Below are 12,867 nucleotides of genomic sequence, written 5' to 3'. Positions count from 1 at the left end.
TAAAGACTTACAGCGACTTCACAAACGCCAGCAGATCTTCGTTAAGCTGGTCCTGGTGGGTCAGCGCGAAGCCGTGCGGCGCGTTGTCGTACACCTTCAGCGTGGCGTTTTTGATCATCTCTGCCGCCAGCTTGCCGGTGCTTTCAAACGGCACGATCTGGTCGTTACTGCCGTGAATAACCAGCGTCGGCACGTCGATTTTCGCCATATCCGGGCGGAAGTCGGTTTCGCCGAACGCGGTCACGCAGTCGATGGTGCCCTTCAGGGACGCCAGCAGGGCGATGTTCAGCGTCTGGGTCAGGGCACCGGCGGAAACGGTCTGCCCGGCGTTGATGCCGTAGAACGGGGTGGCGAAGTCGCTGATGAACTGGGCGCGATCTTTGCGCAGCCCGTCGCGAATGCCGTCGAACACGCTCTGATCCACGCCCTGCGGGAAGGTATCGGATTTACCAAAGATCGGCGTGACCGCGCCCAGCAGCGCCAGACCGGCCACGCGCGCGCTGCCGTAGTTGTTGATGTAGCGGGTCACGTCGCCGCCGCCCATGGAGAAGCCCACCAGCGTCACGTCCTGGAGGTCCAGGGTGGTGATCAGGTCGTTGATGTCGGACGCAAAGGTGTCATAGTCGTAACCGTTCCACGGCTGATCCGAGCGGCCAAAGCCGCGGCGGTCAAAGGCGATGGCGCGGAAGCCGCGCTCGGCCAGGTAGTTCAGCTGGCTGTCCCACATGTCGCCGTCCAGCGGCCAGCCGTGGCTGAAGAGAACCGGTTTGCCCGCGCCGCCGTCCTTGTAGTAAATCTGCGTGCCGTCTTTTGCCTTAAACGTTGCCATAGTGTGTTCCTGTACAGGTGATGGTTAGGGTTATACCGGCGCGACCAGATAGCGAATAGCCGGTGATGTTGTGCCCTGATGAAAAGCCAGAACGCGGCTCTGCAGCAGGAGGTCATTCATGGTGTGGCGCTCCTGCTGGCGCAGATGCTCAATCCACGAGCCCATCAGGAAGGTCTCGATAAACAGGCCGGGGCGCTCAATATCCTCGTACACCGCCCAGCTCATCGCCCCGGCGCGGCGGCGCACCCGGCGCAGCTCGTGTACCGCCTCCAGGAAGGCTTTTGCGTTGTGCGGGTCGATGATGTACTCGTGCGAGACCAGCACCGGGCCGCGCTCGTTGGGCAGGTCGATCTCCACGCCGTCCAGCGGCTGGCCGCTCAGGTCGAGGTTCAGGTCCGGGTCTTTCTCCAGCTTCCAGCGGAACACGGTGGCGCTCGCCAGCACCATCCCCAGCGTGGCGACCACCAGCGCGGTCGGGGTGCCGAACTGCGACGCGATTTGCCCCCAGATGGCGCTGCCCGTGGTCATTGAGCCGAAGAACACCGTCAGGTAGACCGCCAGCGCGCGGGCCTTCACCCAGCGGGCGGCGCTGCGCTGGGCGCCGAGGTTCAGCGTCGAGAGCACCGCAATCCACGCGAAGCCGGTGAAGAACTCAAACAGGTTGAGCAGCCAGACGTGGCGCACAAACGCCAGCGCCAGCATGGTGAGGGCAAAGACCAGGCTCGCGGCCACCATCAGGCGGTCGGCGTTCAGCCGCTGGCGCAGGCGCGGCAGCAGAATGGCCCCCGCAATCGCCCCCAGGCCAATGCACGCCAGCATTACGCCGTAGCCTGCCGGGCCTAAGCCCAGCTCGCGGCGCGCCACCAGCGGCAGCAGGGCCCAGCCCGCGCTGCCGAAAACGAAGAACGCCACGGTACGCACCAGCACGTTGCGCAGCACCGGGGCGGCGTGCACGTAGCGGATGCCGGTGCGCACCGCAGAGAAGAAGTGCTCCGGCGGCAGACGCTGAATGGACGGGGCCGGACGCCAGCGCCACAGCACCCACGCCACGCCGACCACGGAGAGCGCGTTCAGGGCAAACACCATCCACGGCCCGGCGAGCGACAGCAGGAAACCACCCAGCGCGGGGCCAATCGCCCGGCTGATGTTCACCCCGAGCGAGTTCAGCGCCACGGCGGCGCCCAGCTCCGGCTTGCTCACCAGATCGGGCACCACGGCCTGGAACGGCGGCGAGCTCATCGCCGCCCCCACGCTCAGCAGAAACGTCGCCACCAGCAGCACGGTAGGGGTGACGTGTCCGGTGAAGGAGAGCACCGTCAGCCCGGCGGCGGCGATGAATACCCATAATTGAGAGAAGAGCAGGTATTTACGCCGGTCAACGATGTCCGCCATCACCCCGGACGGCAGGGCGAAGAGGAACATCGGCAGGCTGCTGGCCGCCTGCACCAGCGCGATATCCAGCGGATCGGCGCTCAGGGTCAGCATGCTCCAGTTGATGCCGACGTCGCTCATCCATGAGCCGACGTTAGAGACCACCGTGGCGATCCACAGCATGCGGAACACCGGCTGGCTCAGCGGCTGCCAGGGCGAAACCGCCCGCGCGGGCGTCGTCTCAACGTGTGCGTCGCGAACGTCGTTAACCTGGGTCATGCGAACCTCTCCGTTGCCTTACGCTGCAGCCGCCACTGGCCCGGCCCGGTGAGGGCGAGAGTGGTGAAGATAATCAGCAGCAGCCAGCCAAACTGCCCTTCGGCAATCGACCAGTTCGGGTGGACCGCGAGCATCGCCACCAGCAGCACGGCGATAATCGGCAGGCACGCCAGGCGGGTGTAGACGCCCGCAATGATCAACAGCGGGCAAACCACCTCGGCGACAATCGCCGGGATCAGGCTGGCGTAAGGCCCGAAGCCAAACGGATCTTCAATGCGCGTCAGCTCTTCGCTGAAGTGCAGCACCTTCGGCAGGCCGTGCACGTACAGCAGCAGCAGGCTGCCGGTCAGGCGCAGGAAGAACAGCCCCAGGTCGACCCGGGGCGGCATAGTGGTGTTTTTCATCAGAATGCAAAGCAGCTGCAGCCCAGCGCCCCCCAGAAAGCGTTATCGTCGGACACCGGCATCGCTGACGTGCGGGCGAAGTCATGCTGGTGGCTGTGAACCCCGCACGGGCCGCTGCAGTGGTGGACGGCGCTCATGCCCACGCGGGCGGCCTGCGGCGGCGCGCTGCGGTAGTGACCCGGCACCTTGACCACCGGGGACCACTCGGGCAGGACCGGAATGGCCGGCGGCGCGAGCGGGCCAAAGCTGCCCACGGCGTAGACGATATCGCCGTTGACCACCGTGAGAACGGACTCGATGCCCTTGATTTCCTCTTCCGGCACGCGGAAGTAGTCTTTGCTCAGCACGGCCAGATCGGCGAGCTGGCCGACCTTGATCTGCCCCTTCTGGTTCTGCTCGCTGGAGAACCACGCGCTGCCCTGGGTCCAGAGCATCAGGGCGGTATCGCGATCCAGTCGGGCGCTGTGATCGTACATCTGCATCCCGCCGACGGTGCGGCCGGAGACCAGCCAGTAGAGCGCGGTCCACGGGTTGTAGCTCGCCACGCGGGTGGCGTCCGTCCCTAAGCCCACCGGCACGCCGGTCTCGAGCATTTTCGCCACCGGCGGCGTGTGGCGGGTGGCTTCGATGCCGTAGCGTTCGGCGAAGTATTCGCCCTGGAAGGCCATGCGGTGCTGCACGGCAATGCCGCCGCCGAGCGCTTTGATGCGGTCGATGTTGGCCTGGGTGACGGTTTCCGCGTGGTCGAAGAACCAGTGCAGGCCGTTGAACGGAATGTCGCGGTTCACCTTCTCGAAGACGTCCAGCATGCGGCTGATGGATTCGTTATAGGTGGCGTGCAGGCGGAACGGCCAGCGGTGCTCCACCAGGTGGCGCACCACGCGCTCCAGCTCGTCCTCCATGCCCGGCGCGAGATCCGGGCGCGGCTCGAGGAAATCTTCAAAATCGGCGGCGGAGAAGACCAGCATCTCGCCCGCGCCGTTGTGGCGGAAGAAGTCACTGCCCTGGCCCGGCGTGAGCATGTCGGTCCATTTTTCAAAGTCTTCCAGCTCGTGGCCCGGACGCTGGGTAAACAGGTTGTAGGCGATGCGGATGGTCATCTGCTTCTTCTCGTGCAGCTCGGCAATCACCTCGTAGTCTTCCGGGTAGTTCTGGAAGCCGCCGCCCGCGTCGATGGCGCTGGTCAGCCCCAGGCGGTTCAGCTCGCGCATGAACTGGCGGGTGGAGTTAACCTGTTGCTCCAGCGGCAGCTTCGGCCCTTTGGCCAGCGTGGCGTAGAGGATCATGGCGTTCGGACGGGCAATCAGCATCCCGGTCGGGTTGCCGTTGGCGTCGCGTTGGATCTCGCCGCCCGGCGGGTTTGGCGTGTCTTTGGTGTAGCCGACCACCTTCAGCGCGGCGCGGTTGAGCAGGGCGCGGTCGTACAGGTGCAGGATGAAGACCGGGGTATCCGGCGCGGCGTCGTTAATTTCGTCCAGGGTTGGCATGCGGCGCTCGGCAAACTGGAACTCGGTCCAGCCGCCCACCACGCGCACCCACTGCGGCGACGGGGTGCGCAGCGCCTGCTCTTTCAGCATCCGCAGGGCGTCGGCCAGGGAGGGCACGCCTTCCCAGCGCAGCTCGAGGTTGTAGTTCAGCCCGCCGCGAATCAGGTGCAAGTGCGAGTCGTTGAGGCCGGGGATGGCGGTGTGGCCTTTCAGATCGACCACTTTGGTGCCGTCGCCGTGGTGCTGCATCACCTCGGCGACGGTACCCACTTCCAGAAATTTTCCGTCGCGCACGGCAACGGCTTCCGCGACGGGGTTTTCGCGATCGACGGTGTGAAACTGGCCGTTAACCAGAATGAGATCGGCTTTACCGAGGGTAACCATAACTGCTCCTGACTGAGAGGGGAATGGTCAGGATTATGGGAACCGGTTTCGGCAAAGATCCAGTTATACAATAGGATAGGTATACCAAAGTATAACTATACCTTAGGTTAACTATACGAAGAGATAATTACGCGCGGAGAGGGAAAACCGCAGGATGAAGGTGACTTTATCGTCGCGGCGCTCGCGGCGATTTCTACCCTTAACCACTGGAAAATGCTATGACCTCTTCAAAGCTCGAAGTGTTAACCCCTGCGAACTGTCAGATCATCTTTATCGATCACCAGCCACAGATGGCGTTTGGCGTGCAGTCGATTGACCGTCAGGTGCTGAAAAACAACACCGTGGCGCTGGCGAAAGCGGCTAAGGTATTCAACATCCCGACCATCATTACCACCGTAGAGACCGAAAGCTTCTCCGGCAACACCTATCCGGAGCTGCTGGACGTGTTCCCGGGCCAGGACATTCTGGAGCGTACCTCCATGAACTCCTGGGACGACCAGAAGGTGCGCGACGCGCTGAAGGCCAACGGCAAGAAGAAGGTCGTGGTGGCCGGCCTGTGGACCGAAGTGTGCAACAACAGCTTCGCCCTGTGCGCGATGCTGGAAGGCGACTACGAAATTTATATGGTGGCGGACGCGTCCGGCGGCACCTCCAAAGAAGCCCACGACTACGCGATGCAGCGCATGATCCAGGCGGGCGTGATCCCGGTGACCTGGCAGCAGGTGATGCTGGAGTGGCAGCGCGACTGGGCGCGTAAAGAGACCTACACCGCGGTGATGGACATCGTGCGCGAGCATTCCGGCGCGTACGGCATGGGCGTGGATTACGCCTACACCATGGTGCACAAAGCGCCGTCTCGCCAGAAGAGCGAGCACCGCACCTTAGCGCCGGTTCCGGCTCGCTAAGTCCCGTCGGCGGGCTGGTCCCTCATCCGGCTCGCCGCTGCCTCTTTCTCTGGAGTTCACGATGAGTACTGGGCTGATATCCCTTGCGGCAGGCGTGTTGATTGGCCTGATGTATGCCGTGCTGAAGGTGCGCTCCCCCGCGCCGCCCGCGCTGGCGCTGATTGGCCTGCTGGGGATGCTGGCGGGTGAACAGGCGACGCGCCATCTCTTATCCCGCGACGACGCGCCGCCGCCTCAGGCGATCGTTCCGCAGGCCAGTTCGCAGACGGGAGCGTCATCATGAAAGCATGGATAATTTCGCTGGTGTGCGGCGTGGGTGCTGGGGTAATTTACGCTCTGCTCGACGTCCATTCCCCGGCGCCGCCGGTTGTCGCCCTGCTTGGCCTGTTTGGCATGCTGGTGGGTGAACAGCTCATCCCGGTGGGACGGCGTTTACTGAGTCGCGAACCGCTTACCCTCGCCTGGTTTCGTCACGAATGCGTACCGAAAATCAGCGGCACGGCGCCCCCTGCGCCCGCGAAGGATACCCGCGACGTTAAATGACTGGTTAGAGGAATAACAGCATGACGCTGCCGTGGCGCATTGCCATCATTGATGACGAACGTTCCGTCCGCAGCGGGTTGAGTAATCTCCTGGAGTCGGAAGGCTATTCGACCGATACGTTTGATTCGGCAGAGGTATTTCTGAGCCATCCGCTCGCCCTGTCCGGCGCGGCGCTGGTGATCACCGATATCAAGCTGCGGGGCATGAGCGGCCTTGAGCTGTTTGACAAGCTGCGGCTGCTGGCCGTACCGCCGCCGCCCGTGCTCTTTATCTCCGGTCATGCTGATGAAAATATGCAGCGGTACGCTCTCGGTCTGGGCGCCGCTGCTTTTTTGCGTAAGCCCATTAACATCGATATTCTGCTGGATTATATCCAGCGGGAGCTGGCCCGCCGACAATAAGGATCGCGGATGAACGAACACGAGCAGCCTGCATTCTGGCCCGCCCAGGGGAATCTTCACCAGGGGCGGGTTTTTGTCCTTAAAGAGGATGTGATTTTTACCGTGCTGGCGCAGGAGGGCGGAATCGCCTGGATGCACGCGCGACATCCTCATTCCGGCGGCTCGTTCATTATCGCCACCGCGGTCAGCGACGAAGAGGAAGAGCGGGCCACCCGGCTGCTCAAAAACGAGTTTGCGCTGCGCGATATGCTGCAGGACAGCTGGGCCATTCGCGCCGTCGCCTCCACCCAGTACCGGGGACGCTTCGCGCTGGTGTACGCCCCGTTTTCCTTTGAGCTACTGGCGCGGCGCGCGGGCAGGGCGATCTCGGGGATCGCGCGCTTTATCGAGCTGGCGATCCAGATCTGCGTCCCTCTGCGCCAGATGCATCTGCAAAACCTGATCCACGGCGATATCAAGCCCGGCAGCATTTTTGTTCAGCACGATGCCACCTGCCGTCTGGGCAGCTTTGGCCTCTCCTGCACGCTCTCCGATGCTTTCTCCCAGACCCGGCTTGCCGTTTCGGGCGGTACGCCTGCGTGGATGTCGCCGGAACACACCTCCCGCACCCAGCGTCCCGTGGATAACCGCAGCGATCTCTACAGCCTCGGCATGGTGCTGTATGAACTCCTGACCGGCCGCCTGCCGTTTGAGCTGGGAAAGGACGACCAGACCAACTGGGCGCATTACCACATCGCCTCGGCGCCGCTGGCCCCGGATGCGATACGCCCGGACGTGCCGGGGATGCTGTCGACCATCATCCTGAAGCTGCTGGAAAAGCACCCCGATAACCGCTACCAGACGGTCGACGGGCTGATTGCCGACCTTCGCCGCTGCCAGGCGACGCTGACCTGCGAGGGCGAAATCGTCGCCTTTACTCCCGGCCAGCAGGACCGTACCCCGGCGATCCATCTGGCGGACTCCCTGTTCGCGACCCATCCGCAGGCGAACGACGTCATTGCCGCGTTTGAGCGGGTGGGGCAGAACCGCGTGCCGGAGCTGGTGACCATCGGCGGGCCGTCGGGGATCGGCAAATCCTCGATCATTGCGACGGCGCTTAAAACGCTGCAGCAGCGCGCGGTGCTGCTGGCGGTGGGCAAAGTCGATCAGTTTTCACCGTCGCTGCCCTACGGCGTATTAAGCTCCGCGTTCCGCACCCTGACGCTCCACCTGCTGGGGCTGCCGGCAGACGAGGTGGCGAAGTGGAAAATCCGCCTCTCGCGCGCCCTTGAAGGCTATGAAGAACTGGCCGTCAGCCTGGTGCCCGAGCTGGGCCTGCTGCTTGAGAGCAAGCCGCGCTTCTCGGCGGATACGTTTTCTATTGATGCCCGGGCGCGATTCAGCCATATGGTGCTGGCGCTGGTGAAAACCTTTGCCTCGCAGGGCTGCCCGCTGGTGCTGGTGCTGGACGATCTTCAGTGGAGCGATGCCGCCAGCCTGCAAACGCTCAACGCGCTGCTGGTGAACTGCGGCGCCATCCCGCTGCTGGTGGTTGTCGCTCACCGCGATATCGGCTCGTTGTCCGACCCCACGCTGCAACAGCAGCTGGCGAGCCTGCCGGAGGCGGCACAGCACGCGAGCGAGATTGTCCCGCAGGCCCTCTCGGTTAAAGCCGTGGCGCGCTGGCTGGCAACGGTGTTTCGCACCCGCAGCGCGGCGACGACCGACCTTGCCACCCTGATCCACGAGAAAACGGGCGGCAACCCGCTTTTTGTGCATGAATTTTTCCGCCGCATCGTCGACGACGGGCTGGTGGTGCATAACAAATACCAGGACAAGTGGCATTACGATCTGCAGGCGATCCGCGCCCGGCATTACACCGAAAACGTGGTCACCCTGGTGCTGGAGCAGCTCGAAGAGCTGCCCGACGAGACGCGCCGCCTGCTGGGCAGCATCGCCTGTCTCGGCGGCACGGGCGAGATGGAGATGATGTGCCGCGTGGTCGGCATGTCGATGGCGGAAATGCGCTATGCGCTGCACCCGGCGGTGATGGCGCAGCTTATCGTGCTGACGGAGAAAGCGTACTCCTTCACCCACGACCGGGTGCAGGAGGCCGCCTTTGCGCTGCTGGATCGGCATGAGAAAAGCCATCTTCACCTGACCACCGCCAGCCTGCTGGCCGACGCCGCGCGCCAGGCGGCGGGGAATGAGCTGCTGTTCCGCGCCGTACATCACGTCACGGCCGCGCTGGACAGCATCCAGCCCGCCCCGCAGCGCCAGCGGTTCCGCGAGCTGAGCCTGCTGGCCGCGCGACGCGCGAAGCGTTCGGGAGATTATCTTTCGGCGCTGAGCTATATCCAGACCGCCAGAGCGCTGGGCAACGCCGGGACGGTGTCGGACTTTATGCTCGATATCGAAGAGGCGGGCTGCGAGTTTGCGCTGGGGCACCTGGAGCGGACCCGCGAGCTGTGTGACGCCATCCTGGGCTGCCCCGGCGGGCTGACCGAAAAGGCGCTGGCGGCCAACCTGCTGGTGGAAGTCTACATTCGCCAGTCGGACAGCCGTCTGGCGCTGGAGGCGGCGCTCTGCTGGCTGGGGGTGTTTGGCATCCAGATTGGCCGCTATCCGGAAGATGCCGACTGCGACGAGGCCTGGGAACGCTTTTGCAACCGCGCAAATGACGCGCCGCAACATCTCTTTGCCCCGCTCTCGCGGATGGAGAACCCGGAAACGGAAGCAGTGATGAACCTGCTCTACAGCGCCAGCATTTGCGCCAGCTTCATCTGCCCGCGCCTGCATTTCTTACTGCTCTGCCGCATGATGCACCTGACCCTCGACCACGGCATCACCGGCGCCTCCACCACGGCGATGGCCTGGTTTGGCGTGCTGATGGGCCACCGCTACGCCGAGTATCGCCTCGGGTTTCAGTACGGCACGCTGGCCCGCGAGCTGGTGACCCGCCACGGCTACGATGCCTTTGAAGCCAAGACCCTGCTGCCGCTCGACCAGCTCAGCGTCTGGACCCAGCCTTTGTCGTTCACCATCGAGTGCGCGAAAGCCTGCTTCAGCGCGGCGGTCACCCACGGGGATATGACGATGGCCTGCTTTGCGGCCTGCCACCAGGTGATCAACTTCCTCTCGCGGGGCGATCACCTGGACGGGGTGCTGACCAGCATCGATCGCGGCCTGGCGTTCGTGCGTAAAACCCACTTCCAGGACGTGGAGACCATTTTGATGGTGCAGCGCGGCTACGTTGAGTTCCTGCGCACGCCGGTCATCGGCACCTGGACCGCGTCGCAGGTCTTGCCCGAGGCGCTGCTTCCCGCGTCGCCGGAGCAGGCCCCGGAGCAGACCTCCACCATGCTGTTCTGGTACTGGCTCTATCGCGGCATGGCGCACTTTACCTGTGGCGAGTACGCCGACGCGCAGGCGGATCTGGAGATGGCGGGGTGGTACGCGTGGTCCGCGCCGGGGCACATCCATCTGCTGGATTACCATCTCTACAGCGCGCTGGCGCTTTCGCGTCAGCTGACGCCGGAGACCTTCTCGGCGAACCACCGCCGCAGCATTCACGCCCACTACGACAAAATCGCCCTCTGGGCGCGCATTAATCCCGGCACGTTCGCGGATAAAGAGGCGCTGATCTACGCCGAAATCGTGCGTCTGGACGGGATGAACAGCATCGCGCTTGAGCAGTACGAGAAGGCGGTCCGGCTCTCCCGCGAGGGCGGGTTTAATCCGATTAACGCCCTGGCCCACGAGCTGGCGGGCCGCTTTGCGCTGGCCTGCGGCTATCCAACCGCCTCGGACGCACACTTCCGCGGGGCCATCTCCGCCTGGGGTCGGGCGGGCGCGCAGGCCAAGGTGCGCCAGCTGGAGCAGGATTTCCCGCACCTGCTGGCCTCCGGGCAGGCGAGCGCCTATGACACGGTAGCGTTCGCCCAGAACGAGACCATCCGCGATCTGCAGAGCGTCATCAAAGCCTCCCGCGCGCTGTCGGAAGAGATCAACCTTGAGCGCTTAATCGAAAACCTGATGACGATCCTCCTCGAACGCGCCGGGGCGCAGCGCGGCCTGCTGCTTCGCGTGAGCGATAGCCTGATTCCGGAGATCGAGGCCAGCGCCTGGACCAGCACCGACGGCGTGCGGGTGCGGATCCTGAAAGACGTGCCGACGGCGACCGACCTGCCGCTGTCGGTGCTCGCGGCGGTGATCCGCACCGGGCAGGAGATCCGTACCGGCAGGCCGGAGGAGTTTCACCCCTTCAGTCAGGACCCCTATCTGGTGACCTCGGGGGCGGCGGTGATGTGCGTCCCGATGTTCAAACAGGCGCGGCTGGTGGGCGTGCTGTACCTGGAAAACCGGCTGATGCCGGAAGTGTTTACCGCCGAGCACTCGCGCGTGGTCAGCCTGCTGGGCGCGCAGGCGGCGGTCTCCCTGGAGACGGCGCGGCTGTACGCCGAGCTGCTGGCGGAGAACATCCAGCGCCGCCGGGTGGAGAAAGAGCTGCGCGCCAGCCAGACCTCGCTGATGCTGGGCGAGCAGATCAGCCACACCGGCAGCTGGCGCTGGGAGCTGGAGCAGGATCTGATGTTTGTCTCGGACGAGTACGCCCGCATTCTCGGCCTGCCCGAGCAGCAAAAGACGATCTCCATGGCGGAGTTTTTGACCTTCGTCCATGAGGACGATTACGCCCGCATCAGCGCCATTGTTACCCAAAGCGTGCGCGACGGGCTCTCGATGCGCGCGGAGTTTCGCGTTAAGCGTCCCGACGGCTCAACGCGCTACATCCTCGGCATTGGCGATCCGGTGGGCGTGGGCAGCGAGGTGAACGAGTATTACGGCATCATCACCGATATCACCAGCCAGCGCGCCGCGGAGGATGCCATGCGGGTGGCGCAGGCGGATCTGGCGCGGGTGTCCCGGGCCACCACCGTCGGACAGCTGACCTCCTCCATCGCCCATGAGATCAACCAGCCGCTGATGTCGATCGTCTCGAACGCCGGAGCGAGCCTGCGCTGGCTCAGCCGCGAGCCCGCCCGGCTGGATAAAGTGCGGGAAGGGCTGGAGGAGATCGCCGCCGAAGGCGCGCGGGCGGGGGAGATCATTCGCAGCATTCAGTCCCTGACGCGCAAGCAGGATCCCACCTTCTCGCGCATCGACATGCACTCCCTGATCCACCATATCATCACGCTTTCGCGCAGCGAGCTGGAGCAGCGACACATAAGCGTTGATTATCTGTTGAACGCCAGCGACAGCTTTATCACCGGCGATAGTGTGCAGATCCAGCAGGTGCTGTTGAATCTGGTGATGAACGCGGTTGAGGCGATGGCCGAGGTGAAGGAGCGCGCCAGCACCATCACCCTCAGCACCAGCAACGCGGACGGGAAGGTGATCGTTGAGATCGCCGACACCGGCAGCGGCATTGAGCCCGAGCGGCTGGAGCAGATTTTTGACTCGTTCTATTCCACCAAGCCGCAGGGAATGGGGATGGGGCTGACCATCAGCGCCAGCATTATCGAGCGCCACTGCGGGAAGCTGAACGCGCGCCGCCGGGAGCCGCACGGCACGGTATTTGCCTTCGCGCTGCCGCTGGCCGCGCAGGAAGCGTAAACGTTACTCCGCGGGCTGGCTTTTGGTCAGGCGCTCAACGGCCCTGACCAGCTCGGCCACGGAGCGCACCTGCATTTTCTCCATCACGCGGCGGCGGTGCACCTTCACCGTGATCTCGCTGACGCCCAGCTCGGCGGCAATTTGCTTGTTCAGCATGCCGCTTATCGCCAGCGTCAGCACCTCGTGCTCGCGCGGCGTAAGGGACATGTGGCGCTGCTTCAGGGCGTAGTGCTCTTTATTGCGCTCGGCGTTGTTTTCCGCCAGCTGCAGTGCGGATTCGATGGCGTCGATCAGCGCGTTAGATTCGACGGGCTTGGTGAGGAATTCGTACGCGCCACCTTTGATGGCGCGCACCGACATCGGGATGGTGCCGTGGCCGGTGAGGAAAATAATCGGGATTTCGCGCCCGCTTTCCTTGAGGGCGTCTGCTACCTCAAAACCCGAAATGGCGGGCATTTGCATATCGAGGATCACGCACGACGGCAGATCCTCAAAGCGGTATTGCAGAAACGCTTCTGCCGATGAAAAGCCGATGGCGTTCAGGCCTGCCGAGTCCAGCAGCCCGATCACGGACTGCCTGACGGCGTCATCGTCATCTACCACATACACAATGTGTTCCATTCACCGCCCCGGTGCTGATTGACATGTCGAGGATGCAAACAGTCACTACGG

10 protein-coding genes are annotated in these 12,867 nt (G+C 63.9%); 5 read left to right on the top strand and 5 right to left on the bottom strand.

What is annotated here, in order from left to right; genetic code table 11:
* Positions 1–7: 7 nt before the first annotated feature.
* From LLF79_RS17265 to LLF79_RS17250, 4 genes are read right to left on the bottom strand one after another with little or no spacing between them, the layout of a single operon-like run.
* Entirely contained in the window at positions 8–829 is an 822-nt protein-coding gene (locus LLF79_RS17265) for an alpha/beta fold hydrolase (protein ID WP_227879979.1), read from the bottom strand.
* 30 nt (positions 830–859) lie between these two features.
* Positions 860–2,479: an MFS transporter gene (locus tag LLF79_RS17260; protein ID WP_227879977.1), complete on the bottom strand. Its 1,620-nt coding sequence runs from the start codon at positions 2,477–2,479 to the stop codon at positions 860–862.
* Complete coding sequence (locus LLF79_RS17255) at positions 2,476–2,883, bottom strand: DoxX family protein (protein WP_045371527.1); 408 nt, start codon at positions 2,881–2,883, stop codon at positions 2,476–2,478. Before LLF79_RS17255 ends, LLF79_RS17260 begins: the two co-directional genes overlap by 4 nt.
* Positions 2,883–4,754, bottom strand: a complete 1,872-nt coding sequence (locus tag LLF79_RS17250; RefSeq protein ID WP_045371529.1) for an amidohydrolase — start codon at positions 4,752–4,754, stop codon at positions 2,883–2,885. The genes LLF79_RS17255 and LLF79_RS17250 overlap by 1 nt, the downstream gene beginning before the upstream one ends.
* A gap of 218 nt (positions 4,755–4,972) precedes the next feature.
* On the opposite strand from LLF79_RS17250, the gene LLF79_RS17245 reads away from it, so the two are divergent.
* The 5 genes from LLF79_RS17245 to LLF79_RS17225 all read left to right on the top strand — a co-directional run bounded on the left by LLF79_RS17245 (position 4,973) and on the right by LLF79_RS17225 (position 12,195).
* On the top strand, positions 4,973–5,659 hold the full coding sequence (locus LLF79_RS17245; protein ID WP_008501349.1) for a hydrolase: 687 nt from the start codon (positions 4,973–4,975) through the stop codon (positions 5,657–5,659).
* Positions 5,660–5,720: 61 nt separating this feature from the next.
* The gene (locus LLF79_RS17240) at positions 5,721–5,942 is read left to right on the top strand and encodes a DUF1427 family protein (protein WP_045371532.1); all 222 of its coding nucleotides are present in this window, start codon (positions 5,721–5,723) and stop codon (positions 5,940–5,942) included.
* Complete coding sequence (locus LLF79_RS17235; protein ID WP_008501347.1) at positions 5,939–6,202, top strand: XapX domain-containing protein; 264 nt, start codon at positions 5,939–5,941, stop codon at positions 6,200–6,202. Before LLF79_RS17240 ends, LLF79_RS17235 begins: the two co-directional genes overlap by 4 nt.
* A gap of 20 nt (positions 6,203–6,222) precedes the next feature.
* Positions 6,223–6,603 carry a response regulator gene (locus tag LLF79_RS17230; RefSeq protein WP_227879974.1) on the top strand — a complete coding sequence of 127 codons (381 nt, stop codon included), beginning with the start codon at positions 6,223–6,225 and terminating at the stop codon, positions 6,601–6,603.
* A 9-nt stretch (positions 6,604–6,612) separates the two neighbouring features.
* Complete coding sequence (locus LLF79_RS17225; RefSeq protein ID WP_227879970.1) at positions 6,613–12,195, top strand: ATP-binding sensor histidine kinase; 5,583 nt, start codon at positions 6,613–6,615, stop codon at positions 12,193–12,195.
* 3 nt (positions 12,196–12,198) lie between these two features.
* Here the strand turns inward: LLF79_RS17225 and LLF79_RS17220 are convergent, their stop codons facing one another.
* A complete protein-coding gene (locus LLF79_RS17220) occupies positions 12,199–12,816 on the bottom strand; it encodes a response regulator transcription factor (protein ID WP_021240632.1) in 618 nt (205 codons plus the stop codon).
* Positions 12,817–12,867 lie beyond the last annotated feature (51 nt).

It is taken from the genome of Enterobacter cloacae complex sp. 2021EL-01169, assembly GCF_020733125.1.
Taxonomy (GTDB): domain Bacteria; phylum Pseudomonadota; class Gammaproteobacteria; order Enterobacterales; family Enterobacteriaceae; genus Enterobacter; species Enterobacter roggenkampii.
Note: the sequence above shows the minus strand (reverse complement) of the source record. Positions and strands in the feature narration are given on the sequence as shown.

Coding starts and splice junctions, on each gene's coding strand:
- LLF79_RS17265 (WP_227879979.1), bottom strand. CDS start 829: ATGGCAACGTTTAAGGCAAAAGACGGCACGCAGATTTACTACAAGGAC.
- LLF79_RS17260 (WP_227879977.1), bottom strand. CDS start 2,479: ATGACCCAGGTTAACGACGTTCGCGACGCACACGTTGAGACGACGCCC.
- LLF79_RS17255 (WP_045371527.1), bottom strand. CDS start 2,883: ATGAAAAACACCACTATGCCGCCCCGGGTCGACCTGGGGCTGTTCTTC.
- LLF79_RS17250 (WP_045371529.1), bottom strand. CDS start 4,754: ATGGTTACCCTCGGTAAAGCCGATCTCATTCTGGTTAACGGCCAGTTT.
- LLF79_RS17245 (WP_008501349.1), top strand. CDS start 4,973: ATGACCTCTTCAAAGCTCGAAGTGTTAACCCCTGCGAACTGTCAGATC.
- LLF79_RS17240 (WP_045371532.1), top strand. CDS start 5,721: ATGAGTACTGGGCTGATATCCCTTGCGGCAGGCGTGTTGATTGGCCTG.
- LLF79_RS17235 (WP_008501347.1), top strand. CDS start 5,939: ATGAAAGCATGGATAATTTCGCTGGTGTGCGGCGTGGGTGCTGGGGTA.
- LLF79_RS17230 (WP_227879974.1), top strand. CDS start 6,223: ATGACGCTGCCGTGGCGCATTGCCATCATTGATGACGAACGTTCCGTC.
- LLF79_RS17225 (WP_227879970.1), top strand. CDS start 6,613: ATGAACGAACACGAGCAGCCTGCATTCTGGCCCGCCCAGGGGAATCTT.
- LLF79_RS17220 (WP_021240632.1), bottom strand. CDS start 12,816: ATGGAACACATTGTGTATGTGGTAGATGACGATGACGCCGTCAGGCAG.